Origin of the sequence: Actinoplanes ianthinogenes, assembly GCF_018324205.1 — a bacterium.
Classification (GTDB): Bacteria; Actinomycetota; Actinomycetes; order Mycobacteriales; family Micromonosporaceae; genus Actinoplanes; species Actinoplanes ianthinogenes.
The window spans coordinates 8,868,548-8,892,655 of the sequence record NZ_AP023356.1; the positions used below are offsets into that span (position 1 = coordinate 8,868,548).

At 70.6% G+C, this 24,108-nt stretch carries 25 protein-coding genes; 14 read left to right on the forward strand and 11 right to left on the reverse strand.

Translation table 11 applies throughout. The annotated features are described in order from the left end of the window. The first annotated feature begins 20 nt into the window (after positions 1 to 20). Positions 21 to 899: an alpha/beta fold hydrolase gene (locus tag Aiant_RS40010; RefSeq protein WP_189329860.1), complete on the forward strand. Its 879-nt coding sequence runs from the start codon at positions 21 to 23 to the stop codon at positions 897 to 899. A 244-nt stretch (positions 900 to 1,143) separates the two neighbouring features. Here the strand turns inward: Aiant_RS40010 and Aiant_RS40015 are convergent, their stop codons facing one another. Continuing rightward, positions 1,144 to 1,521 carry a hypothetical protein gene (locus Aiant_RS40015; RefSeq protein ID WP_189329861.1) on the reverse strand — a complete coding sequence of 126 codons (378 nt, stop codon included), beginning with the start codon at positions 1,519 to 1,521 and terminating at the stop codon, positions 1,144 to 1,146. A gap of 216 nt (positions 1,522 to 1,737) precedes the next feature. On the opposite strand from Aiant_RS40015, the gene Aiant_RS40020 reads away from it, so the two are divergent. Then, positions 1,738 to 4,245 carry a glycosyl hydrolase gene (locus Aiant_RS40020; RefSeq protein WP_229829944.1) on the forward strand — a complete coding sequence of 836 codons (2,508 nt, stop codon included), beginning with the start codon at positions 1,738 to 1,740 and terminating at the stop codon, positions 4,243 to 4,245. A gap of 98 nt (positions 4,246 to 4,343) precedes the next feature. Here the strand turns inward: Aiant_RS40020 and Aiant_RS40025 are convergent, their stop codons facing one another. The 3 genes from Aiant_RS40025 to Aiant_RS40035 all read right to left on the reverse strand — a co-directional run bounded on the left by Aiant_RS40025 (position 4,344) and on the right by Aiant_RS40035 (position 7,595). Next, complete coding sequence (locus Aiant_RS40025) at positions 4,344 to 6,176, reverse strand: DUF362 domain-containing protein (protein WP_189329863.1); 1,833 nt, start codon at positions 6,174 to 6,176, stop codon at positions 4,344 to 4,346. Positions 6,177 to 6,206: 30 nt separating this feature from the next. Then, a complete protein-coding gene (locus Aiant_RS40030) occupies positions 6,207 to 6,695 on the reverse strand; it encodes a ricin-type beta-trefoil lectin domain protein (RefSeq protein ID WP_189329864.1) in 489 nt (162 codons plus the stop codon). A 159-nt stretch (positions 6,696 to 6,854) separates the two neighbouring features. After that, complete coding sequence (locus Aiant_RS40035) at positions 6,855 to 7,595, reverse strand: IclR family transcriptional regulator (RefSeq protein WP_229829945.1); 741 nt, start codon at positions 7,593 to 7,595, stop codon at positions 6,855 to 6,857. Between the two features lie 116 nt (positions 7,596 to 7,711). On the opposite strand from Aiant_RS40035, the gene Aiant_RS40040 reads away from it, so the two are divergent. The 4 genes from Aiant_RS40040 to Aiant_RS40055 all read left to right on the forward strand — a co-directional run bounded on the left by Aiant_RS40040 (position 7,712) and on the right by Aiant_RS40055 (position 11,864). Beyond that, positions 7,712 to 8,416, forward strand: coding sequence for a CoA transferase subunit A (locus Aiant_RS40040; RefSeq protein ID WP_189329866.1), 705 nt, complete (start codon positions 7,712 to 7,714; stop codon positions 8,414 to 8,416). After that, positions 8,403 to 9,059, forward strand: a complete 657-nt coding sequence (locus tag Aiant_RS40045; RefSeq protein WP_212846706.1) for a CoA transferase subunit B — start codon at positions 8,403 to 8,405, stop codon at positions 9,057 to 9,059. The genes Aiant_RS40040 and Aiant_RS40045 overlap by 14 nt, the downstream gene beginning before the upstream one ends. Beyond that, positions 9,047 to 10,201 (forward strand): acetyl-CoA C-acyltransferase, encoded by a 1,155-nt coding sequence (locus tag Aiant_RS40050; protein WP_189329867.1) that lies wholly within the window; start codon positions 9,047 to 9,049, stop codon positions 10,199 to 10,201. The genes Aiant_RS40045 and Aiant_RS40050 overlap by 13 nt, the downstream gene beginning before the upstream one ends. A gap of 100 nt (positions 10,202 to 10,301) precedes the next feature. Further along, the gene (locus Aiant_RS40055; protein ID WP_189329868.1) at positions 10,302 to 11,864 is read left to right on the forward strand and encodes a CocE/NonD family hydrolase; all 1,563 of its coding nucleotides are present in this window, start codon (positions 10,302 to 10,304) and stop codon (positions 11,862 to 11,864) included. A gap of 9 nt (positions 11,865 to 11,873) precedes the next feature. Here the strand turns inward: Aiant_RS40055 and Aiant_RS40060 are convergent, their stop codons facing one another. After that, positions 11,874 to 12,224, reverse strand: coding sequence for a hypothetical protein (locus Aiant_RS40060; protein ID WP_189329869.1), 351 nt, complete (start codon positions 12,222 to 12,224; stop codon positions 11,874 to 11,876). 153 nt (positions 12,225 to 12,377) lie between these two features. On the opposite strand from Aiant_RS40060, the gene Aiant_RS40065 reads away from it, so the two are divergent. Together Aiant_RS40065 and Aiant_RS40070 are read left to right on the forward strand one after the other, a co-directional pair. Continuing rightward, positions 12,378 to 14,240 (forward strand): ricin-type beta-trefoil lectin domain protein, encoded by a 1,863-nt coding sequence (locus tag Aiant_RS40065; RefSeq protein WP_189329870.1) that lies wholly within the window; start codon positions 12,378 to 12,380, stop codon positions 14,238 to 14,240. A 172-nt stretch (positions 14,241 to 14,412) separates the two neighbouring features. Beyond that, positions 14,413 to 15,147: a ferritin-like domain-containing protein gene (locus tag Aiant_RS40070; protein WP_212846708.1), complete on the forward strand. Its 735-nt coding sequence runs from the start codon at positions 14,413 to 14,415 to the stop codon at positions 15,145 to 15,147. Positions 15,148 to 15,155: 8 nt separating this feature from the next. On the opposite strand, the gene Aiant_RS40075 is transcribed toward Aiant_RS40070, so the two are convergent. Together Aiant_RS40075 and Aiant_RS40080 are read right to left on the reverse strand one after the other, a co-directional pair. Continuing rightward, complete coding sequence (locus Aiant_RS40075) at positions 15,156 to 15,944, reverse strand: alpha/beta hydrolase (protein ID WP_189329871.1); 789 nt, start codon at positions 15,942 to 15,944, stop codon at positions 15,156 to 15,158. 56 nt (positions 15,945 to 16,000) lie between these two features. Beyond that, positions 16,001 to 16,300, reverse strand: coding sequence for a hypothetical protein (locus Aiant_RS40080; RefSeq protein WP_189329872.1), 300 nt, complete (start codon positions 16,298 to 16,300; stop codon positions 16,001 to 16,003). 73 nt (positions 16,301 to 16,373) lie between these two features. Between Aiant_RS40080 and Aiant_RS40085 the strand changes: the two genes are divergently transcribed. Together Aiant_RS40085 and Aiant_RS40090 are read left to right on the forward strand one after the other, a co-directional pair. Next, positions 16,374 to 17,057, forward strand: coding sequence for a YdcF family protein (locus Aiant_RS40085; protein ID WP_189329873.1), 684 nt, complete (start codon positions 16,374 to 16,376; stop codon positions 17,055 to 17,057). A 10-nt stretch (positions 17,058 to 17,067) separates the two neighbouring features. Continuing rightward, a complete protein-coding gene (locus Aiant_RS40090; protein WP_189329874.1) occupies positions 17,068 to 17,793 on the forward strand; it encodes a glycosyltransferase family 2 protein in 726 nt (241 codons plus the stop codon). A gap of 11 nt (positions 17,794 to 17,804) precedes the next feature. Here the strand turns inward: Aiant_RS40090 and Aiant_RS40095 are convergent, their stop codons facing one another. Beyond that, on the reverse strand, positions 17,805 to 19,670 hold the full coding sequence (locus Aiant_RS40095) for a methyl-accepting chemotaxis protein (protein ID WP_212846710.1): 1,866 nt from the start codon (positions 19,668 to 19,670) through the stop codon (positions 17,805 to 17,807). Here Aiant_RS40095 and Aiant_RS40100 point away from each other — a divergent pair. Further along, positions 19,614 to 20,036: a DUF3052 family protein gene (locus Aiant_RS40100; protein WP_189329876.1), complete on the forward strand. Its 423-nt coding sequence runs from the start codon at positions 19,614 to 19,616 to the stop codon at positions 20,034 to 20,036. The two genes, Aiant_RS40095 and Aiant_RS40100, sit on opposite strands and share 57 nt — an antisense overlap. Positions 20,037 to 20,090: 54 nt before the next feature. Here Aiant_RS40100 and Aiant_RS40105 read toward each other — a convergent pair whose 3' ends face one another. Both Aiant_RS40105 and Aiant_RS40110 read right to left on the reverse strand, forming a co-directional pair. Then, positions 20,091 to 20,576, reverse strand: a complete 486-nt coding sequence (locus tag Aiant_RS40105; RefSeq protein WP_245006637.1) for a nitroreductase family protein — start codon at positions 20,574 to 20,576, stop codon at positions 20,091 to 20,093. A 33-nt stretch (positions 20,577 to 20,609) separates the two neighbouring features. Next, positions 20,610 to 21,092: a hypothetical protein gene (locus Aiant_RS40110; protein WP_189329878.1), complete on the reverse strand. Its 483-nt coding sequence runs from the start codon at positions 21,090 to 21,092 to the stop codon at positions 20,610 to 20,612. Between the two features lie 144 nt (positions 21,093 to 21,236). On the opposite strand from Aiant_RS40110, the gene Aiant_RS40115 reads away from it, so the two are divergent. From Aiant_RS40115 to Aiant_RS40125, 3 genes are all read left to right on the forward strand, one after another. Further along, complete coding sequence (locus tag Aiant_RS40115) at positions 21,237 to 21,776, forward strand: hypothetical protein (RefSeq protein ID WP_189329879.1); 540 nt, start codon at positions 21,237 to 21,239, stop codon at positions 21,774 to 21,776. A 96-nt stretch (positions 21,777 to 21,872) separates the two neighbouring features. Beyond that, positions 21,873 to 22,151 carry a hypothetical protein gene (locus Aiant_RS40120; protein WP_189329880.1) on the forward strand — a complete coding sequence of 93 codons (279 nt, stop codon included), beginning with the start codon at positions 21,873 to 21,875 and terminating at the stop codon, positions 22,149 to 22,151. 112 nt (positions 22,152 to 22,263) lie between these two features. After that, positions 22,264 to 23,058 (forward strand): SDR family NAD(P)-dependent oxidoreductase, encoded by a 795-nt coding sequence (locus tag Aiant_RS40125; protein ID WP_189329881.1) that lies wholly within the window; start codon positions 22,264 to 22,266, stop codon positions 23,056 to 23,058. Here Aiant_RS40125 and Aiant_RS40130 read toward each other — a convergent pair. After that, the gene (locus Aiant_RS40130) at positions 23,051 to 24,103 is read right to left on the reverse strand and encodes an FAD-dependent oxidoreductase (RefSeq protein ID WP_189329882.1); all 1,053 of its coding nucleotides are present in this window, start codon (positions 24,101 to 24,103) and stop codon (positions 23,051 to 23,053) included. The genes Aiant_RS40125 and Aiant_RS40130 overlap by 8 nt on opposite strands. Between the last annotated feature and the right edge of the window lie 5 nt (positions 24,104 to 24,108).

The window sequence follows — 24,108 nt, forward strand, 5'->3', positions numbered from 1 at the left end:
GAACCCGATCGGAGGATACGATGCCCGTCGGCGAATTCCGGAGCGATCGAGCCCGCGACCGTTTCTTCACCGCCTACCAGGACGCCGTCGACCGGCTCTGGCCGGCCGGCTCCGTCGATGCCGAGATCGACACCACTTTCGGTACGACCAGGGTGCACCGCCTCGGCGCCGGCGACGACACCCCGTTCGTGCTCCTGCCCGGCTCCGGTGGGCCGGCGCTGATGTGGCACGCCTACGTCGGCCGCCTCGCCGCGTCACGCCCGGTGATCGCCATCGACCCGATCGGCGAGCCGGGCCCGTCCGTCCAGACCCGAGCCATCGACACCGGCGACGAGTGGTCCCGGTGGCTCGGCGAGGTGCTGACCACGCTCGGCGTCACCCGCGCCCACCTGGTCGGCACGTCGTACGGCGGCTGGGTGGCCCTGCACCACGCCCTGCACTCCCCGGACACCGTCGCCAGCCTCGCCCTGCTCGACCCGGGCGGCTTCGGCAAGGTCAGCGGAAAGTTCATCGCCTGGCTCGTCGCCTGCGGGCTGGCGGGCTTCACCCCCAGGCCGGTCCGGCACGCGCTGTCCCGCCCGCTGCGCAACGTGACGCTGCGCGAGGACGACGCCATGCGCCTGGTCCGAGCCAGCTTCGGCTTCCGGCGCCGGCACGTCCTGCCCGACACGTTCACCGGCGAGCAGCTCGGCCGGATCACCGCGCCCACGCTGGTGATGCTCGGCGGCCACAGCCAGCTGTACGACGCCCGCGAGGTGGCGGCCACCGTCACCGCCCACATGCCCCACGCGACCGTCGAGATCGTCCCCGAGGCCGGGCACGACCTGGTTCTCCAGCATCCCGGCAAGTTCGCCGACCGGATAGCCGCCTTCGCCGAGACCGCCCCGGCCCGCCCCTGACGTGATCAGCGAAGCTGAATACGACAGGGCGAGCGGAATCGTTCGCACCAAAAAGGTTCACCCCGGCGGCCGAAGGCACCCCGATTGATGACGATCATGCGAAGGCCCGGCAAGGCGACGCCAGTTCCTCGGCCGCAGGGAGTCCTGGGGCTGTTCCGCGACGCATGCCGGGAACGGCGCGGCCGGACCGTGCGAGGCGGGAACGCGGTGCTCATGGCGTACGAAAAAGGGTTGGGGAAAGCGGTCAGCGAGGGTAGACGGTCAGTGCCCCATCGGCGTCGCAGTGGGGTGGCACCGCCGCCGGGCGGCCCCGGACGGTGATCGTCTCGCCGTCGGTGACCTGGCCGAGCGGCATGCCGACCAGGGCCCAGCGGTGACCCTTAGCGGTCAGCACCACGCATTCGCCGGAGGTGTCGACCGGGCCGGTGAGCACGATCGGGGCGCCGCGGCGATCCTGTGGATATTCCGGGTCGCCTCGCGACGACGGGCTGGTGGTGGGCATGACGGCTCCGGAGGGGTGCGGCGCGGGCGCCTCGTGGCAGGCCGCGGGCACCAGCAGGAGGGCGATCAGGACCTTACGCATGTAGTTGTGACGCATCGACCGCTGTGCCGGTTTCATCATTTGGCTTATTGACCAAGCTGGATGGTTGTGTGGGCTGTTCCGGTCGTGAAAGTTCTGCTTGTGGGAGGTGAGGCAATGCAGCCTCGACACAAACGGAGCAGGTACCGGGGGATTCTGGCCGGGGGCGCGGCATTGACCGTCGTGGTCGGGCTGGCCCCAGCAGGTGCGGTGGCCGCGCCCGGTGACACGCCACGGCCGGTGCCATATCAACGTCACGTGCAAGCCGCGCAGGCGCGCGCCGCGCAGCCGGCGCACCTGACGGCGAGCGCCGAGCCGGACGAGGGCGAGGACCCGGAGGAGATCGCGGAACAGGCGGAACAGTACGCCGAAGCCCGATCGGCCCCGGGAATCGTCGCGCCCGGTGCGTACACGGCCGCGTGGCGCGCGTTGCAGGCCCTGCCGGCGACCCCCGGCCGCTGGCGGCACGTGACCGACCGACCCTACAACTCCGATGACCCACGCTACCGCGACATCGACAGCAACTCCTCCGGCGGCGCCGGTCTGGTCACCGGGCGGGTCACCGGCCTGGCGGCGGACGACCGCGGCTATGTGTACGCCGGGTCGGCCAACGGCGGCGTGTGGCGCTCGCGCAGCGGCGGCGGCAACTGGTCGCCGATCGCGGCGAAGGTGCCGTCGCCGTCCACCGGTGATCTGCGCCTGGACCGGTCCGGGCGGCTCTGGTGGGCCACCGGCGAGGGCAACACCAGCGCCTCGTCGTACGTGGGCAGCGGGGTCTACCTGCTCAGCCGGCCGCGGACCGGATCATTCTCGGTCAAGGACCGGGTGGGTGGCACCGAGCTGGAGAGCACGGTCATCCGCAAGCTGCGGATCCTCGGGGACACCGCCTGGGTGGCGACCAACCGCGGGGCCTTCAGCCACTCGGTGAAGAACCTGTCCGGACCGTGGAAGCAGGAGTTCGTGCCGAACCCGGACTTCCTGCCCGGCGGGGCGCAGGCGACCGACCCGAATGCGCCGTACAAGAACATCATCAACGACTTCGCCGCCGATCCGTCGGATCCGGCGAAGGTGGTCATCGCGGCGGGCTGGCGTAGTGGTGACGCCTACAACGGCTTCTACACCAAGGTCGGCGGCGTCTGGCAGCGCACGGTTCTGGCCGGCGACATCGCCTCCGACGCGGCCAACGTCGGCACCGTGACGTTCGCCGCGGCGGCGGACGGGTCCCGGTACTACGCGATCGAACAGTCGCCCGCGCTGCTGGCGTCGAACCCGGACAGCAATCTGTACGGAGTGTTCGTATCGACGTCCGGATCGCCGCTCGGGCCGTGGACGCGGGTGGCGGATTACCACAAGCTGGCGGCTTCCGGCTCGGCGCTGACCGATCCGGGATACATGCCCGGGGCGCAGGCCTGGTACAACCAGTTCCTGCAGGTCGATCCGGCCGACGCGAATCACGTCTATCTCGGACTGGAAGAGGTGTTCGAGACCACCGACGGCGGTACGACCTGGGGCACTCCCGGACCGTACTGGAATTTCCCCTTCCCGTGCTGGTCGATCGATCCGGCCAAACAGACCGGGGACTGTCGTCAGACGACGCACCCGGATCAGCATTCGGTGGCGATCGGCTCGAACCACGGGAAACGATTCGTGCTGATCGGCGACGACGGCGGAGTTTATCGGCGGCCGGTGCGCGGTTCCACCGACGCTTCCGGGCACGCCACCGACTGGACGTCGCTCAATGACGGATCGATGGACGCGTTGCAGTATTACTCGGTCGGCGTGGGACGCGATCGGGGCGGGGTCGCGGTTTCCGGCGGATTGCAGGACAACGGGCAGTCGATTCTGCGGCCGGGCGACCGGACGATGGGCTCGAACTTCGGCGGGGACGGCGGCGACACCATCGTCGATCCGGCGAACGGGTGCAACATCGCCGAGGAGTACGTGTATCTGGCCGTCTGGGTGACCAACAACTGCGCGGTCAACGACGGTTCCTGGACGACCGATCCGAGCAAGGCCACGAGTTACAACGTGGCGCCGCCGGACAACGAGACCGGGGAGGCCCGATTCATCGCGCCGATCAACCAGGATCCGCGCGACTCGCGGATCTGGGTCGCCGGCGGGCGGCACGTCTGGCTCAACACCCTGGGGTACGCCATTCGCTCCGGTTCCCAGTGGACGAATCTGTTCGACCTCGGGGCGGGGCATACCGCCACCGCGGTGTCGACCTCGGGCGGGCTGGTCTATGCCGGATGGTGCGGGCCCTGTAACAACCAGGGATTCACTCGCGGGATTGCGGTCGGGCGTACCGACGGCACCGGATGGCACCAGCTGACCCTGCCGATCGACGGGACCATTCCCAACCGGTACGTCTCCGGGTTCGACGTGGACCAGGCCGACCCGAACCACGTGGTGGTGGCGATCAATGGCTTCTCGCGGCGGTGGACGGAAGGGCCGGGCGCCGGCATCGGTCACGTCTTCGAGTCGTACGACGCGGGTGAGCACTGGACGGACATCTCCAGGAACCTGCCGGACATCCCGGCCGACTCGGTCAAGCTGGTAAAGGGCGGCGGGCTGGTCGCGGCCACGGACAACGCGGTCTTCTATCGGGCGGCGCACCAGCGCGGCTGGTCGGTGCTCGGAAAGAATCTGCCCACCACGACGACCCTTCAGGTCCGCACGGACCCGACAGGACATGTCCTGTACGCGGCAACGCACGGTCGCGGAATCTGGTCGTTCGATCTCGGCCAGCTCCGGCACGGCCACTGACCTGACGGTGGTGCGGGCGAGCCGGTCTCGCCCGCGCCATCAGGTCAGCGCGCACCTGCCGCCGCACACCGCGCAGAACGCTCGCGTGAGGTTCGAGGTCAGGCCGGTGGCCGCAGCCCGAAGGCCCGCTGGGTGGCCCACCGCACGAATCGGGTGCCCGGTCCCGCGCGGCGCAGCGGCGGAAAGGCCTCGGTGTCCATCGCCGGCACGAACACCTCCCCGGAACGGCTGGCGTACACGTAGACCGGGGACGCCAGCCGGGCCAGGACCCGACGCAGCCCGAATCTGCCCGGCAGGCGCAGATCCGCGGCGATCGGACCGACGTCGCCGTGCACCCTCGCCGGACGGACGTCACGGCCGAACCAGTGCCGGGCCCGGCGCACCAGCGGCACCCGGCCGGGATCCGGTATGCCCATGTCGGCCAGCGCCTGCCAGTCGACGCTGACCGGGTCGGGCCCGGCGTACAGCCGATGCAGCGTCACCGGCCGATCGCACCCCATCACGCCGAACAGACCGGTCGCCACCGGCCCCCAGCCGTCGACGATCGCGAAGTCGGGCGGGCAGGCGTCGAGCAGCATCATGATGGCGCTCTCGTGATCGAGCTCCCGCCCCGCGTAGACCGTCTGTTCCGTACGCATACCGGTGCCGACCAGCGAGTTCAGCGAGAGATGCCCACCCTGCCGCGGATCGGTCCGCAGCTTGGGCACGACGATGCGCACGTCCGCGTCCAGCCAGGTGCCGCTCGCCGTGGACTGGGAGATCCCGCGGTCGAAGGCCAGCGGCCGTTGATCGGACTGCACGTCGACGATCCGGTACTCGGGCGCCTCGAATCCGAAGTACCGGGCCACCTCCCCGACCGACCGGCGCGCATACACCCGCTCGTACACCGATGGCGCCTCCAGCACCGCCACGTCCGTCGCACCGTGCCGTCGCACGTACCGGGACAGGGCTCCGATCAGTTCGGGGGAGACGATGTTCGAACGGTCGGCGCGGGAGTAGCCGAGGATGAACGCGGTGCGGATGGCGACCCGGCCGGGCCTGGCGCGCACCAGGTCACCGAGACCGGCGTCGTCGAGCAGCGGGAACAGCGCTGCTTCGAGCGGCACACCCGGGAGCTCCGCCACCCAGACCGGTCCGCCGGTGGCGGGCCACGACCGCCGCGCGGCGATGCCCCGGTGCTCGCCGGGCAGGAACCACTCACTGACCTTCGCCAGCCCGGCGATGATCGTCGCCTCGCTCGTCCCGGCCGCCGGCCGATCCGCGGCGTCGAACGACCGGGCCAGCACCGCGAACATCTCGCGGTGACGCTGCTCGTCGGCCCGGATCCGCTCGAACTGGGCCTGCTCCACCGGGTCGGCCGCCAGCTGGATCAGGCGCTCGTAACACAGCTCCGCGCTGCGTTCCAGCGCCTCGTTGAGCGCGCAGTACCGCGCGAAGCTCTGGTAGGACAGCCCGGCTGCCAGGTCCCGCGACACCTGCCCGCTCAGGCGCCCGGCCAGCAGCACGACCGTCGCCACCGGCCAGCCCAGCCAGGACCGGGAGAACGATCGGTGGTGCCGCGTCGCCGATACCCATCCGCCGATGACGCCGACGACCTGGCGGGCGTAGACGCGTGCCCGGTGCCGGCGCACGGACAACAGCCGCCCACGAATGTAGATCGTGTGCAGTTCTTCGTCCTTCCAAGCCCAGACGAGGGCATGGTGAACGAGGGCCCGGACGGCGTCCGAGACGGGAAGGCTTGCCACTCGCTCAGCGACGACCGCCTCGTCGTAGGCCTTGGAGACGATCTGTTCCCGCTCCAGTGCCAGCAGCATCAGTCGTAGCCGTTCGAGGGCCGGGTCACCGCCCGGCGCGGTCCGCCACGCCGCGAGCAGCCGCTCCGTCTCGGCGATGAGCCGCGCACCCCAGCCGGCAGGCCTGTCCTCGATCATCAATCGATTATCGATGGCCTGCCGGAACGCTCACACGTTCGCCGGCCGGAAGATCCACTGCTGCTGCTCGGAGCCGTTGCAGTCCCAGAGCTGGACCTTCGTACCGTTCTTCCAGATGTTGTTGAAGTCCGCGTCGAGGCACTTGTTGTTGTAGCCGACGTGCAGGGCGCCACCGCTGGGATTCCACTGCTGTTGCTCGGAGCCGTTGCAGTCCCAGAGCTGGACCTTCGTACCGTTGTTCCAGATGTTGTTGAAATCGGCGTCGAGGCATTTGCCGTTGTAACCGACCCGGATGGTGTTGCCCTGCCGCCACCAGAGCTGCTGCGGCGAGCCGTTGCAGTCCCACAGTTGCACCGTGGTGCCGTTGGCCCAGATGTTGTTGACGTCGGCGTCCAGGCACTTGTTGTTGTATCCGACGTGCACCCGCTGGAATGGTGGCGTGGCCGCCGCCGGTGCGGCCGGTACGAGTGGTGCACCGACTGCCAGCAGCAGCGCGAGGGCGCGAGCTTTTCCGGACATGATTTCTCTCCCCGTTTCTGACGGATTCGCAGGCTGCCAAGAACGCTAGGAGCCCCGCCGCGAGGTCGTGGGGAAATGGGTCAGCCGCGCGACCCGGCCACCGCTATCTGGCCGAACGGCTGGATGGCCCCGGCCGTTCGGCCGACCGCTGCCCGGTGGTCAGCCCCGGCGGGCGATCCGCTGCGTCAACGTGTGCGCCGCCTCCAGCAGCAGGGCACCCAGCTGCCCCGTCCGCTCGCCGTTGAACCGCGACTCCACGCCGGTCAGACTCAAGGCCCAGGCCGGCGACCCGGTCCGGTCGAATACGACCGCCCCGACCCCCCAACTGCCCGGCACGATCAGCCCCGGATTCACCGCGTATCCCCGCCGCCGGGTGGCCGCCACCCGCCGCGACAGCGCTTCCGCCTCATGCTGCGCGCCATAGGCCGCCGCCAATTCGCCGGCTCGCGACCGTACATAGGCCTCGGCGTCGTCGAGGGGCAGCATCGCCAGAATCGCCAGCCCCGCCGATGCCACCCCGAGTGGAAACCGGATTCCTTCGTGCAACACGTGCGACCGAAGCGGAAAACTGCCTTCCTCCCCGGCAAGGCACACCGTCTCGTCGCCCCGCCGGGCCGAGAAGAACGCACTCTCCCCGGTCTTCACCGCCAGCGACCGCAACACATCCCGAGCCGTCGACGTCACGTCATACCGCTCCGCCGCCACCGAACCGAGCAGGAACAGTTCCGGGCCGAGATACCACCGCCCCCGCCGAGCGTCCCGGTCCACGAACCCTTCCTCGGCCAGCGCCGCCAGCACCCGCTGCGCGGTGGACCGGGGCAATCCGGTGGCCGAGGCCACCTCCACCGTCGTCACCCCGTCGGCCGCGCCCGACCCGACCCGGCGCAACACCGCCGCCACTCGCGCCACCAGCTGCGATCCCTGCATGCTCACATTATGAGCACGTGACGCCCGTCACGGCCGCCAGGTGATCAGATCGAGGGCGAGAGCCGTCGATGTGCCTACCGTCCCGCGCCATGAGCAAACTCGTCGACAGCGCGGCGCGAGCCGTCGCCGCCGTCGCCAGGGACGGCATGACCGTGGCCGTCGGAGGATTCGGCCTCTCCGGCATCCCCACCACGCTGATCACCGCCCTGCGCGACACCGGTGTCAAGAACCTCACCATCGTCAGCAACAACATGGGCGTCGACGGCAAGGGCCTCGGGCTGCTGCTGGAAAATCAGCAGGTCACCAAGGTCCTCGCGTCCTACGTCGGCGAGAACAAACTCTTCGCCCAGCAGTACCTCGACGGCGAGCTCGACGTCGAGTTCGTCCCGCAGGGCACGCTGGCCGAGCGGTTGCGCGCCGGCGGCGCCGGCATCCCGGCCTTCTACACCCCGACGGGCGCGGGCACGCCGATCGCCGACGGCAAACCCGAAATGCACTTCAACGGCTTGCGTACGATCTTGGAGCTCGGCATCGTCGCCGACCTCGCCCTGGTCCGCGCCCACCGTGCCGACCTCGAGGGCAACCTGCGTTACCGGCTTACCGCCCGCAACTTCAACCCGCTCGTGGCGACCGCGGGCCGGATCACCATCGCCGAGGCCGAGGTGATCGAGGACGGCTTCATCGCGCCCGACGACATCCACACCCCGGGCATCTACGTGAACCGGCTGGTCCGGTGCGAGACCCCCGAGAAGGACATCGAGCAGAGGACGGTGCGGCCCCGTGTGGACGCGTGACGACATGGCGGCGATCGCCGCCTCCGAACTGACCGACGGCCAGTACGTCAACCTCGGCATCGGCATCCCCACCCTGGTGGCGAACCACCTGCCCGCGGGTGTGCGGGTGACCTTGCAGAGCGAGAACGGCATCCTCGGCATGGGCCCGTTCCCGTACGAGGGTGACGAGGACGCCGACCTGATCAACGCGGGCAAGCAGACCGTCACCCTGCTGCCCGGCGCGTCGGTGTTCGACTCGGCCACCTCGTTCGGCATGATCCGCGGCGGTCACGTGCAGACCGCGATCCTGGGCGCGCTCCAGGTCGCGGCCAACGGCGACCTGGCGAACTGGACCATCCCCGGCAAGCTCGTCAAGGGCATGGGCGGCGCGATGGACCTGGTCGCGGGCACCCCACGAGTCATCGTCGTCACCGAGCACGTCGCCAAGGACGGCTCCCCGAAGATCGTCGACCGCTGCACCCTGCCGCTGACCGGCGCCGGTGTCGTCGACCGGATCATCTCCGACCGCGCGGTCTTCGACGTCACCGTGGACGGTCTGGTGCTGCGCCGCCTCGCCGACGACCAGACCGTCGACGGCCTGCTGGAACTGACCGGCGCCGGCTTCACGGTGGACCTGACCGAGGTGGCGGCATGGGCGTCGTGATCGCCGGCTACGCCCGGACCCCGTTCCTGCGCTACACCGGGGCGTTCGCCAAGGTTCCGGCCGCCGAGCTCGGCGCGCACGCCACCCGGGCCGCGCTGGCCCGCGCGGGTGTCCCGGCCGACGCCGTGCAGCGCGTCTTCGCCGGTCAGGTGCTCCAGGGCCTGGCCGGGCAGAACCCGGCCCGCCAGGCCGCCGTCGCCGCGGGCATTCCGCTCTCCGCCCCGGCGACCACGATCAACGCCGTCTGCCTCTCCGGCATGGAAGCGGTCGTGGCGGCCGTTGACCTGATCGAATCCGGACGCGCCGCCATCGTCGTGGCGATCGGCATGGAGTCCATGTCGCTCGCCCCGCACGCCGCCCGCAGTCGCGCCGGCGCCCGGTACGGCGCGATCGAACTGCTCGACACCCTGGAGCACGACGGCCTCACCGACGCGTTCGAGAAGCGTTCGATGGGCGCCTCCACCGAGGCCGGCAACACCGATCTGCGGCTGGACCGCGCCGGTCAGGACGCCTGGGCCGCCCGCTCGCACCAGCGGGCCGCCGCCTCGCGGGACTTCCTCGCCGGCGAGATCGAACCCTTCACGATCAAAGACCAGGTCCACGGTACGGACGACGGCGTGCGCCCGGACACCACGGTGGAGACCCTCACCAGGCTGCGCCCGGCGTTCGCCACCGACGGCACCATCACCGCCGGCAACGCGTCGCAGCTCACCGACGGCGCCGCCGCGCTGGTCCTGATGAGCGAGGCCGCGGCGGCCGGGCACGGCGTCACCGCGCTGGCCCGGGTGCGAGCCTCGGCCCTGGTCGCCGGCCCGGACGTGCGCCTGCACCACCAGCCGTCGAACGCCGTCGGCGCCGCCCTCAAGCAGCTCGGCGTCGAGCCCTCGGCGCTCGCCCGCATCGAGGTGAACGAGGCCTTCGCCGCGGTGGCGGTCGCCTCGGCCGCCGCGCTGGGTGTCGGCCCGGACGTCGTCAACGTGCACGGCGGGGCGATCGCTCTCGGTCACCCGATCGGCGCGTCCGGCGCCCGCATCGTGGGCACCTTGGCCCGCCAGCTCCAGGGGTGCGGCAGCGGCTCGCTCGGCGCGGCCGCGATCTGCGGGGGAGGGGGACAGGGCTCCGCCGTCATCCTGGAGGCGTAGTTGTTCACCATTTGCGTACTTTTAATGCGTTTGTAGCCATCACGAAACGACGCCACTGAACTTACTACCCTCCAGTAACTTGAGGGAATGGGGTTCATCTATGCGCCGTCTTGCGGGCGTACTGTCGATGGTGCTCTTGATGCTGGCGGTGGTCGCCGCTCCCGTTTCGGCGGCGGCGCCCACCACCGGCTTCCACTGGAACGACATCACCGCCACCGACGGCGTGCGGCTCAAGTCGAACGTCATCGAGCCGGCCGCCCCTGGCGCGCACCCCGGCGTCGTGCTGGTCGCGAGCTGGGCGCTCAATGACTTCCAATACCTGGCGCAGGCCAAGCAGCTCGCCGAGGCGGGCTACGTGGTGCTGTCCTACACCGCCCGCGGTTTCTGGCTCTCCGGCGGCACGATCGACGTGGCCGGCCCCCGTGACATCGCCGACGCGTCCAGCGCGGTCGACTGGATGATCGCGCACACCGGCGTCGACCCGCACCGGATCGGCATCGTCGGGATGTCCTACGGCGGCGGCATCAGCCTGCTCGCCGCCGCCCACGACCCGCGGCTGCGCGCGGTCGGCTCGCTCAGTGGCTGGTCCGACCTGGGCGCCTCGATGACCGGCGGCGACACCCGCCGGCCGCAGGCGGCCTGGTTCCTGCAGACCGCCGCGCGGCTGGTCGGCCGCCCCTCCCCGCAGATGAACCAGATCCTCGACGACTACTGGGCCGACCGGGACGCCGAGGGCCGCGACCGCTGGGCCCGGGAGCGCTCGGCCCGTTACTCGATCGACGCGCTCAACCGCAGCCGCCCGGCCGTCCTGATCGCGCACAGCTTCGGTGACAGCATCTTCCCGGCCAACCAGATGCTCGACTTCTATGCGGCGCTGACCACCCCGAAACGCCTGGAGCTGGCCCCCGGCGACCACGCCACCGTGGAGATCTCCGGTCTGGCCGGCATCCCGAACCACGTCTGGACCAGCGTCCGCCGCTGGCTCGACCAGTACCTCGCCGGCGTCGACACCGGCATCGGCGGCGAGCCCGGCGTCGTCGTGCGCCCGCACAACTCGTCAGCGGTCGAGTCCTACCCCGACCTGCCGCACGTGACCGGCCACAGCGACCGCCTCGCGCTCGGCGCCCCGCACGGCCTGATCCCCACCGGCGATCTGAGCCCGGCCTCGCCGGCCGCCACCTGGACCCGTCAGATCCACGCCGGCACCGACACCATCGCCGACGGCGGCGTGGCCCTGCTGACCAACGGCCTCGAAGGCCTCACCGGCATCCCGCCGATCGTGGCGCTCCCCGCGGTCTCGCGGCGCAACGCCGGCGTGTGGCTGTCCGCCGCCGCACCGGCCGCCGGCTGGAAGGTCCGCGGTGTGCCCCAGCTGCACGCACCGCTGACCTCGTCGAACCCCACCGGCACGATCATCGCCTATCTGTACGACGTCAACGCCCTGGGCATCGGCAAACTCTTCTCCCACGCCCCGATCACCTGGCACGGCACCGGCGCCACCGTGGACCTCCCGCTCCAGGTGACCGCCTACGACGTGCCCGCCGGCCACCGCCTGGCGCTGGTCGTCGACACCAAGGACCCGCTATACCTGGACGCCAACCCGAAGCGGAACGCCACCGTCACCTTCAGCGGCGGCTCCTGGCTGGACGTCCCGCTCGCCTGACCGCGGCGCTCACGCCGACCCGGCCTTGCCCAGCTCCACGGCCGCGACGAGCGCGTTCATCAGGGGCGGCACCACGACAAGGGCACCCAGGAACATCCGGAGACTCACCAGCCGCCGCGGCACGAGGAGCAGCGCCAGCAGTGCCGCGGCGGCCACCCCTCCGGTCACCAGTGGCCAGACGCTGAACACCGGCGTGTTCGTGTGCATGCACGCGTGGTCGAAGCCGTCACCGCAACTGGCGTCCATCCCGCCGACCGCCGCGAACCCCGGCACACAACACATCAGGGACACGGCCGGCACCAGAGCGAGCCCGATCCACGTGGCCACGCGCCTCGTCGACGCCGATGAATCCTTCGTCATGGCCGCCACCGTAACGGGGGACTGCGGTGTTTCACATTTTCTTGCCTCGCACGCCGGCCGGGGGCGCCCACTTCGTTGACGGGGCCCGACCGGGCCAGAAGGATTTCCGCTCAGTTTCCTTACGGTTTCGCCCTAGTCGGGAGGCCCCGTCGCATGCCCCGTCCCCGTTTCGCCGCCCTGCTCACGGGCCTGCTCGCCACCGCGGGCCTGGTCGTCCCGCAAGCCGCTCAGGCCGCCCCGGCCGCGAGCGTGCAGGCCTGGTTCAGCTCCGAGTCACGCACCGCGGGCTACGAGCCGAAGAACGCCAACTGGTACACCAGTCCCGCGACCGGCCTGGCCGGGACCCCGTACCAGCTCAGCAAGCAGGCCGACATCGCCACCACCGCGGCCGGTGGCACCGCCACGATCGCGGTCGACACCACGCAGAAGTTCCAGACCGTGCTCGGCGTCGGCTCCTCCCTGGAGGAGTCGACGATCTTCAACCTGGCGCGGATGAGCGCGGCCGGGCGCACGAACGCCCTGCGTGCACTGGTCGACCCGAGCGCCGGGGCGGGCTTCAGCGTCGCCCGGATCACGTTCGGCACGAGCGACTTCACCTCGCACGACTTCTACACCTACGACGACGGCGCCGCCGATCCGTCGCTGTCGCGCTTCTCGATCCAGCGGGACATCGACTACAAGATCATTTCGACGGTACGCGAGGCGCTGGCGATCAACCCGAACCTGAAGATCTTCGCCAGTGCGTGGTCGGCGCCGCCGTGGATGAAGAGCAGCAACAACATCATCACGGGCAGCCTGCTCGACCAGTACATCCCCACGCTGGCGACGTACTACCGCAAGGCGATCCAGGCGTACGCGGCGCAGGGCATCCCGATCTACGGCCTGACCCTGCAGAACGAGCCGCTGTTCGAGCCGGCCGACTACCCCGGCATGCGGGTCACCGCCGACCAGGAACGGCGGCTCGCGATCGCGTTGCGCGCCGAACTCGGGAACAACGGGCTGGGCGGGACCAAGATCTGGGCCTTCGACCACAACTTCAGCGAGGGTGTCGCGTACGCGCAAGGGGTTCTGACCGCGGATGCGCGGTCCTCGGTCGACGGGATCGCCTTCCATGACTACGCCGGTGACCCGTCCGCGATGGCGACGGTCAGGGCGCAGTTCCCGGACAAGGACGTGCTGATGACCGAGCGCTCGGTCTGGGGCACCGCGGGCGCCGACCGGGTCGTGCAGTACTTCCGCAACCAGTCCACCCTGTACGAGGGCTGGGTCTCGATGCTCGACCAGAACCGCTCGCCGGAACGCTGGAGCGGCTCGCCCGACCCGACCATGCTGGTGCAGAGCACGTCGAACCCGGACACGTTCTGGAAGACCCCGGACTACAACATGATCGCCCAGTTCTCGAAGTTCGTGCAGCCCGGCGCGAAGCGGGTCGCCACCGGTTACGGCTCGACCGGCACGGTCACCGACGTCGCCTTCGTGAACCCGGACAACTCCCTGGTCACCGTCGTGGTCAATCAGACCGCGGCGAACCAGACCTTCACGCTGCGCGCCGGCACCCGCCAGTTCACCAGCACCCTGCCGGCCAAGACCACCGGCACCTACGTGTGGGCCGGCGCCGGGGACGCGGGCACCGGCCCGGCACGCTCCGGCCAGATCACCGGATACGGCGGCAAGTGCGTCGACGTGCCCGGCGCGTCCACCACCAACGGCACCCAGGTGCAACTCTGGACCTGCAACGGCTCGTCGGCGCAGACCTGGACGGTCGGATCGGACGGCACCCTCCGCGCCCTCGGCAAGTGCCTCGACGTGAACGCCGCGTCCAGCGCCAACGGCACCAAGGTCCAGATCTACGACTGCAACGGCACGGCGGCCCAGCAGTGGACCGCGGGCACCGACGGCACCCTGCGTTCCCTCGGCAAGTGCCTGGACGCGACCGGCCCGTCCTCGGCCGACGGCACGAAGTTGCAGATCTGGGACTGCTTTGCCGGCGACAACCAGCGCTGGGCTCTCCCGTAACTCCGGACGCCGGGTGGGAGGCCGCGACGTCGCGTGCGGCCTCCCGCTGTTCGTCCACGTCCCGGCGTTTTCGGGCAGATTGTGCGGCCGGGGTGAAGGCGTCCGGCAGGGAGTGTGGAGGTTGCGTGACGGGCCTTTCGCCGGTGCCGGGCGCGGGCCCAGGGTCGACGGCATGGACTTCCAGGAGCATCTCGCGACGTTCGAGGACCATGCCCGCCGCCGTGCCGGGCGGGTCGAGCCGCAGCCGGTCGGCGGATGGCTGCCGCCGGCGCTGATCCGCAGCATCCAGCGGTTCCAGGCCGGGGAGGACGGCGACGGGACCCGGCTGCTCGCGGCGGCGGAACGCGCCGGCGACCCGGTGTATCTGGCCGCGATCCGGCTGTTCGAGCAGGAGGAGCAGAGCCACGCGGTCCGGCTGGCTAACGTGCTGCGGTATGCCGGTGCGGCCCCGATCGGCGGTGACTGGACCAAGGCCGTCTTCGTGCTGGTCCGCCGGGGTGGCGGGCTGCGGCTGGAGCTGCTGACGCTGATGCTGGCCGAGGTGGTGGCGTTGCGGTATTACCGGGCGCTGCGTGACGGGTCGGGTGACGAGTATGTGGGTGATGTCGCCGGTCGGATCCTCGCCGACGAGCAGCGGCACGTGCCGTTCCACCTCGATCGGTTGCGGCAGGGCTTCGCGCGGACGCCGCCGCTCGGCCGCCTCGCCGCGGCCGCCGGCTGGTGGGTGCTGATGACCGGCGCCACCGTCGTGGTCGCGCTCGATCATGGACGGGCGTTGCGGGTGCTGGGCGTGAGCCGGCGGCAGTTCGTGGCCGACGTGCTGAGCCTGTTCCACCCGATGGTCCCCGCGGTCTTCCGGCGCCGGATCGGAGCCCAGCCGCTCCGCGAGGTGACGGGAACCTGGTGAGCGTCTCGCTACAGATGTTCGCGAAAGAAGGGCAGGGCGGTCGCGCCGAACGTGCCCGCGGTCTCCGGGCCGTCGCCGGGCCCGGGGAGGTCGGCCCACTCGTGCGGCGCGCCTTCGATCGGTTTCCAGCTCACCTCGGCGCCCGCGGCAAGGAGTGCGTCGCGAAAAGCCAGACCTTGGTCGAAACGGACCACCTTGTCGGCGGTGCCGTGCGCGAGCAGGAACGGCGGAGCCGACGCGTGCACATGACAGATCGGGCTCGCCGCACTCAGCGTGTCGGTGGTGGCCTCGGGTCCCATCAGACGGGCGACCTCGTTGCCGCTGTCCAGCCGGTCATTGCGCAGATCGGCGGGGCAGGCGCTCAGCGCGACCGCTCGGGGGCGGTCCCGGCCGGTCGCGGTCAGCGCGACCATCGCGGCGAGATGGGCTCCCGCGGAGTGGCCCCAGAGGCCCACCCGGCCGGGGTCCGCTCCGAACTCGCGCGCGTGGGCCCGCAACCAGCGCAGCGCCGCGTGCACGTCGTGCAGGGGAGTCGGCCAGTGCGCTTCGCCACTGAGCCGGTACGTCACACTCGCGGTGACGAATCCCTGGGCGACCAGCAGCGGGTTGATCCACGGATGCATGCCGGCCCCGCGATCTCCCTCGTGCCAGCCGCCGCCGTGCACGAACACCACGAGGGGCCTGGGTGCCGCGGCCGCCATGGGCCGCAACACGTCCAGCATGAGGCGGCGGTGGCCATCCACCCGGTATGTCAGCCCGCCGGTGAACACCGCCTCGCCACCGATCTCGTCCGTCATGCCGGACAGCGAACCAGAGGCCCGGACCGGGAAGCCAGTCGATAACGCGGCACGCCCTATTCGGGCCGGGGTCTGTGGTAGATCGGGGTGTACTCGGGGGCGGTCTCCGGAACGTCCGGGTAACGAATGCTGCCCTCGGTCTCCCACCAGCGCACGGCGAATTCGCTCGGATCCTTGAATTCGAAAATCGCCACCAGCCCGAGCAGGGAGATCGGACTGTACGCCCAGAAGTCCCAGCCGTCGCGCTCGGCGCAAAAGGTGTCCTTCTCCCTGTCGTACCAGACGGAGAACCCTTTGTTCTCCAGGACGGCGATCGCTGTCGTGAAGACATTCAGGTGTTCGCTCAAGGCCGGCATCCCGACTCCTGTCCGCTGCGCATCATGGGATCGATCAGACTGTAGTGCGCCGTGAGGTGGATACGCTGATGCGATGGATCAGCAGGGAGGGCGACCCGGGCCGGCACCGGCCAGGGCGCTGGTGGTGTTCGGGCGCGGCGTCGTGCGTACCGGAGACGGGTTTGCCCTCACCCCGGGTGGAGCGGCGCGGGTGCGCGCGGCCATCGGTTACGTGGCGGCTCACCGCGCGGTCCTCGCCGGCGGCGAGCGGATCCGGATCGTCTTCACCGGTGGCTGGCCGGAGGCCAGCGCCGGCGCCGCCGCGCCGCCGGTGGGCGCGCGCGAGGGAGACCTCATGCTGCGGGCCGCGTGCGCGGCCGGCCTGGACGAGCACGCCGACCTGTACGCCGAGACCCGCTCGCGCAGCACCCTGGAGAATCTGCTGCACACGGTGGAGGACGGCCTGCTCAGCGGGTACGCGTTCGACGCGGGCGCCCCGCTCGGCCTGGTGACGCACGCCTGGCACCTGCCGCGGGTCCGGTTCCTGGCCGGCCGGGTGCTGGGACTGACCGGGGCGGCGCTGCGGGACGTGCCGGCGTACGGCGGCGAGGTGCACGACGACCGTGGTGCGTTGCTCGTGTCGCGGCTGGGCTTCTTCGGCGCGCGTACCGATCAGCTGCTGCGCCGCGAACGGGGGATGGTCGCGGTCGGTCATCTGGCCCGACGGGTGATCAACGGCCGGTCTGGGTATAGACGCCGCACCGTCGAACAGCAGTGAAGGAGAGCCGGTGCCCCGCCTCGAGAAGACGATCGTCCTGCTCCCGGTGTTCAAGCCCGGCCCGCATCTGTCCGAACTGGTCACCGCGCTGCTCCCGGAGCTTCCGCAGCCCGACCGCGTGGTGATCGTCGACGACGGCACCGGTCCGGCGGCCGACGCCCGGCTGGCGGAGATCGAAGCGCTGGGTTGCACGGTGCTGCGGCTCGCGGCGAACCGGGGTAAAGGCGTCGCGCTCAAGACCGGGTTCCGGCACGTCCTGTCCCGGCATCCCGGGTTCGCCGTGGTCTGCGCCGACGGTGACGGCCAGCACAGCGTCGCCGACATCCGCGCGGTCGCCGAGCGTGGCGGACCCGGACGCATCGTCCTGGGCGTGCGCCGGTTCGACGGGATGCCGCCGCGCAGCCGGTTCGGCAACACCGTCACCCAGGCGGTGTTCCGGGCGGCGACCGGCCGGGCGGTCACCGACACCCAGACCGGCCTGCGCGCCTACCCCGCCGACCTGCTCGGCCAGCTGTGCGAGGTGCCGGGGGAGCGATTCGAGTACGAGATGAACGTGTTGCTGCACGCCTCGTCGACCGGCCACCCCATCGACGAGGTGCCGATCCCGGCCACCTATCTCGGCGGCAACGCGGGCTCGCATTTCAGCGGCCTGGCCGACTCGGCGCGGATCTACCTCGCCTTGCTGCGATACGCCGTGCTCAGCAGGCGGGTCACGGCAGCTCGACCCGTCACCTGACCGGTCGACTTTCAGTAGCGGTAGGCGTCGACGAGCTGTTTCAGTTCGGCGGACATCCGGGCAAGCTGGGCCGCGGCTTTCTGCGTCTCATCGGCGCCGGCCGTGGTCGTCTGCGACTCGGCGGCCACGCTGGAGATGTTCTCGGCGATGCCGGACGAGCCCACCGCGGCCTCGTTGACGTTGCGGGCGATTTCGGCGGTGGTCGCCGTCTGCTGCTCCACCGCCGCCGCGATGGTGGCCTGGTACGAGTTGATGCCGGAAATGATGTCGGAGATCTTTTCGATCGCACCCACGGCGGCCTCGGTGTCGTCCTGAATGGCGAGCACCCGATGCGAGATGTCCTCGGTGGCCCGGCCGGTCTCCTGCGCCAGGTCCTTGACCTCACTGGCCACCACGGCGAAGCCCTTGCCCATTTCACCGGCGCGCGCGGCCTCGATCGTGGCGTTGAGGGCCAGGAGGTTCGTCTGCTCCGCGATCGAGGTGATCACCTTCAGCACCTCGCCGATCTCGCGGCTGGAGTCGCCGAGCTTGGCCACCGTCTGCTGGGCAGCGGCGGCCTCATCGGTGGCGGTCTGCGTGATCCGGGCCGCCTCGGTGGAGTTCGACGCGATCTCCCGGATGCTGGCACCCATCTGTTCGGCGGCGGCGGCCACCGTCTGCACGTTGCGGGACACCTCCTGGGCGGTCGCGGCCGCGCTGGTCGACCGCTCCGAGGTCGCGAGGGCGCTGTGCGACACCTGATCGCTCACGGCGGTGAATTCCTCGGCGCTGGAGGCCAGGGTGGTGGAGGATGCGGCGAGGCTGCGCATGGACTCACGCAGTGCCTGCTGGGCCAGTTTGAGGTCGTCGGACATCTGGCCGATCTCATCCCGGCTGTGCACCTCGACCGGCGCGGTCAGGTCCCGGGCCGCCAGAGCACGCAAGGCGTCCCGGACCCGTCCCACCGGCCGGGTGATGCTACGGGTCAGCAGCAGCCCGATCACCGACAGCAGCACCAGTCCGGCAAGCACGCCCACGACGACGACGATCTGGGTCGTCCGGGTGGCCGACTCGCTCGCCTGGGTGCGGACCCCGAGCAGCGAACGCTCCTCCTGGTCCATCTCGGCGACCAGTGTGCGGATCTGATCCATGACCGCTTTGCCCTTGTTCTGCAGCACCACGGCGCGGGCGGCCGCGAAGCCCGCGGAACCGCGCAGGTCGATCGTGTCCTGCATCTCGGTGAACTTCGCCGTCACCAGCGGCCGGAGCTTGCCGATCCGCTCCTGCTGCCGGGGATTGTCGGCGGTCAGGGTGGCCACCGCATCGATGGTGCCGGTGACATTGTTCTTCGCGTCGGTGTACGGCTGCAGGTAATCGTCCGTTCCGGTGATCAGAAAGCCGCGCTGGCCGGTCTCGGCGTCCTTCAGCGTGGACAGCACCGTGTTCAATGCCTCCAGCACCTGATAGGTGTGCGCGACCATTCTCTGGTTCTCATTGACCGTACGCACCTTGAGAAAGGATATGGCCCCGACGATCGCCATCAATATCAATGGTGTGGCGAACCCCGCAGCGAGGCGTCGCCCAATGCTGTTCAACATCGTCAGATCCCCCCATCCACCGCGCGTGGTCTCGTCCCTCAGGTGGTGCGGTGGGGGCCGTAGGCCCGCGGCTCGCCGTCGGGACACCGGACATGCACCCATCATCACCTTCGGCTGGATCTGTGACTCCGCGTTTCCGCAAGTTGTCCCGAGTCCCGCCGGGAGCAGGGCATGAGCGCCGGCCTCGATCGCACGGCTACGATCCCGACAGGTATCCGACGATCGCGCGCGGTGGAGGCTGACATGGCTGGCTACTCGGGCACGCCGCTGCACCGCAAACTCGGCGTCAAGCCGGGTCATCGAGTCGCACTGCTCGACGCGCCGGCCGGATTCGCCGCCACTCTTGAAGGTCTGCCGGACGGGGTCGTCCTCCTGACCGGTCTGGCCGCCGATGCGCCGACCGACGTGACCGTGCTGTTCGTGACCGAACGCCTGGAGTTGCAGTCCCGCGTCGACGAGGTCAGACGCGGCATGGCGCAGAACGGTGGCTTCTGGGTCGCCTGGCCGAAACGAGCGTCGAAGGTGCCCACGGACGTCACCGAGGACGTCATCCGTGAGGTCGCGTTGCCGACCGGGCTGGTCGACAACAAGGTGTGTGCGATCGACGGGATCTGGTCGGGCCTGCGACTGGTCATCCGCCGCGAGAACCGCACACCAGCCGGTTAGCGCTGCCGGTGCGCTGGTGAACGGGGCGTGGGAACGGCCGCCGGCAAGCAGGGATCAGCGGCCCGTCCACAGCAACTCGCCGACTGTTCGCCGCTCGCGGACCGGCGCGGGCGCCTGGCGTGCCGCCGAGGCGGTGCCGGCCGGAACCCGGCCGAACGCCGACATGGTGGTGACCTCCCAGTGGGCGGGCACACCGAACTCGGCCGCCAGGGCATCGCGGTCGAAGGCGCGGAACTGCCGGGCGAACAGCCCGAGTGACTGCGCCTGGATCGTCATGTGAGCAACCGCCTGGCCCAGGTCGTAGAGCGAGAATTCGGAATACTCCCAGTCGGTGCCGTCGACGAGCCGGTGGGCGAGATTCGCGACGAGGACGCTGGCCGACGGCGCCCAGCGGCGGGAACTGGCAGCGAGGTGACGCACGAGCCGCTGGTGGGTGTCGTCACCGCGGCGGCCCATGATGAACGCCCAAGGCTGTGAATTTCCGGCGGACGGTGCCCACCGCGCGGCCTCGACGAGAAGTTCCGCCTGGGCCGGATCCACTTCGGACACGGGGTCGAACGTCGCGGGACTGGGTCAGCAGTGCTTGAGGTGCGGGCGGACGGCCTTCGGGACGAAGCCGTCGCAGTAGTCGGAGGTGCCGCCGCTGACCGCCTTCCACGCGCCGCCGGTGTAGTGGAACACCACCTCGGCGTTGTCGGCCTGCTTCGGGTGGGTCTGGGCGAGCGCGTACCCCTGGTAGCAGGTGATGTCGGTCAGCGTGTCGGTCGGTGCGAGCGCGTCACCGACGTCGCTGGAGTTCAGCGCCTTGAGCAGGGTCGCCTCCGACGGGGTGCAGCCGGCGCCGGCGGCCGGCTTCACGGTCGAGGTCCGGGTGCCGCCCGGGGCCGGGGACTTCGTCGCGGTGGCGCTGGCCGTCGGGGCGGGTGCGGTGGTGGTTGCTGCCGTCGCGGGAACGGTGCCGGCCGGGGTCGCGCTGCTGGTGGTCTTGCCGCTCGAACAGCCCGTGAGGGCGGCGGCAGCCACAGCGGCGACGATGAGCGGCATACGAGCGTTCACGATCTTTTTCTCCCCCGGAGGACCTGCCCCGCATCCCGTGATGCGCTGGATGGTCATCATCATGCCGAGCCGGCCCGGCCGGCGAATCACGGAAACGTGCCACGGCTGATTGGCACGGGCTCGCCGGCCGTGGAGAGTGGCCTCATGACGTGCATCGTCGGGATCACGGACGGCCGGACCGTCACCATCGGCGGGGATTCCGCGGGCAGCGACGGCTGGCACGTCGCGGTGCGGTCGGATTCCAAGGTGTTCCAGGTGGGGCCCTATCTGATGGGGTTCACGACCAGCTACCGGATGGGTCAGCTCCTGCGGTATTCCCTCACCGTCGGCGAGCCCGACACCTGGGACGTCGACCGGTTCATGGTGACCACGTTCATCGAGGCCGTCCGCGAGTGTCTCTCCACGGGCGGCTACGCCAGGAACGAGAACGGCCGGGAACAGGGTGGACAGTTCCTGGTCGGCATTCACGGCCGCCTCTACGTCGTCGGTGACGACTACCAGATCGGGCACACGATCTCGGGTTATGCCGCGGTGGGATCCGGCTATCTGGTCGCGCTGGGATCGCTGCACTCCACCGCCAGGACACCGGTCGACAGCCGGCAACGGGCGGAGATGGCCCTCGACGCGGCGGCCGACCTCACCGAGGGCGTGCGACCACCCTTCACCGTGCTGCAGTCCGGGTGAACGCCAGCCAGGCTGCCCGTTCGAGCGGCAAGCCGGCCCGGGCAAGGGCCTGAGCCCACTTTTCGTCGCCTCGCCAGGGTCGATCGTGGGCGGCAGGTGGACACCGGCGAGGCTGCTGTCGAGCGCCGCGGGGTCCAGGGAGGCGGCGCGAAGCACCTCGGTGGCCGTCTCTTCTCCGGCAAGTCCGGGGGCGAGTGCGGCGCAGACCCGGACCGCGAGCTCGGGATCGGTGAGCCATGCGTTCGTGGGCACACCCAACTCACCGAGGCCGATCACCATGGACGCCCGGTGATGCGGCGGGCCGTGGCGAGCCTGGTCGGCGTGGTAGGCGGCGATCTCGTCGTGGTGATGACGCAGGCCGGGGTGCGAGACTAGCATCGCGGTGGCGCCCGCGGCGGCCGCCCGCAGCTCGTCCGGGCTCTCCGGAAGGCCCGATCCCAGCTGCTCTCGACAGCAGGCTACGCGCCCGGCGTGGTATACCCGCCGGATGGACCTGCAGCTCAGTGGCAAGGTGGCTGTCGTCACCGGGGGAAGTGCCGGCATCGGGCTGGCGATCGCGCGCGGTCTTGCGGCGGAGGGCGCGCATGTCGCGCTGTGCGCCCGGGACGCGGCGCGGCTGACGGCCGCGGCCGATGAGATCAAAACCGAGTTCGGGGTACGCGCCATCGCCGTCCCCGCCGACCTGGCCGCCCCGGACGGTGCGGCGCAGCTCGCCGCTGCCGTGGCGGGCGAATACGGCGGGGCCGACCTTCTGATCAACAACGCCGGGACGGGGAGTGAGGAGACGATCCTCGCCGCGCCGGACGAGAAGTGGCAGGCGTACTGGGAACTGCACGTGATGGCGGCGGTGCGGCTGGCCCGGGCGCTCGCGCCGGGGATGAAGGAGCGTGGCGGTGGGGTGATCCTGCACAACGCGTCGATCTGTGCGACGCAGCCGCTCGGGTACGAGCCGATCTACAACGTGACCAAGGCGGCGCTGGTGATGTTCTCGAAGTGCCTGGCCAACGAGCTGATCGGGGACAACATCCGGGTCAACGCGGTGAATCCGGGACTGGTGATGACCGGGGACTGGGTGAAGACGGCCAAGCAGCTGACCGCGGGCACCGAGCAGGGCTGGGAGGACTATCTGCGGCGGATCGCGGAGGAGAAGGCGCCGATCGGGCGGTTCGCCACGCCGGAGGAGGTCGCCGACTTCTTCGTGTTCCTCTGTTCGCCGCGGGCGGCCTACTCGGTGGGGTCCACCTATTACGTCGACGGCGGCTGGCTGAATGTGACTACCTGAGCGCGCCGGGGCCGGCGTCGGGCGGGGTGGAGCCGTCGAGGCAGGCGCGGGCCAGCATCTCGCCGAGCAGCGGGGCGAACTTCATCAGGTTTTCACCGTGGACGGCGAGGACCCGGCCGTTGCGGGCGAACTGGAGGCCGTCGCCGAGGTCCGGGTTGTGGGTGCAGTAGACCCGGCCGATCGGGCGGGGCTCGACGAAGGGCAGGTGCTCGGCGGCATAGGCGGTGAGCGCGTCGAGCGCGGCCTGCTCCGCGGCGCGGCGCCCGCGCTGCCAGGCGACCAGGGCCGGGTCGACGTCGCCGCCGACCGCCCAGGCGCCGGCGGCGGCCAGGTGCTGGTAGGTGCTCAGGACGCCGTCGGCCGCCTCGGTGATCCAGCACTGCAACGGCTGGGGTGCGCCGGGGCGGACCGGGAAGGTGACGCGCAGGTGGTGCTCCAGGGCGGACGGCGTGTCGATGCCGGCGCCGGCGGCCAGCGCGGAGGTGGCGGCGCCCGCGCAGATCAGGGCGGCGTCGAAGGTGTCGGCCTCGGTGCCGTGCTCCACGCGTACGCAAGCAGGGGTTTCTTCGACGGTCGTGACCGAGGCGGGCCGTAGGCGATCGCCGACGGCTGCGAGCAGGAAGGTCTTGAGGCGGTCGACGCGGATCACGCCGCCGGCCGGGTCGATCAGCGCCGGGCCGGCGAAGGTGCGGGCGGGCAGGCGCAGCAGCGGGGAGCCCGGCTCGACCAGCTCGTGGGGTGCGCCGGCGGTGGCCATCGCGGCGGCCCAGGTCCCGGCGCCGGCGCCGCTGATCACGGTGCCGACGTTGTCGACGAGTGCGGTGCCGGCCTGCTCGCTCCAGGCGGTGAACAGGGCGCGGGAGCGGGCGGCGAGCTCGACCATGTCCGGGTAGGTGTGCGCGAGGCGGAAGATCCGGGTGTCGCCGGCGGACCGCTCGCCCATCGGCTCGCCGGGCTCGAAGCACCAGGCGTCGGCGCCCTGACGGAGCAGCGCGGCGGTCGTGGACAGCCCGACGACGCCGCCGCCGATCACCGCGACCCTCATGGGCG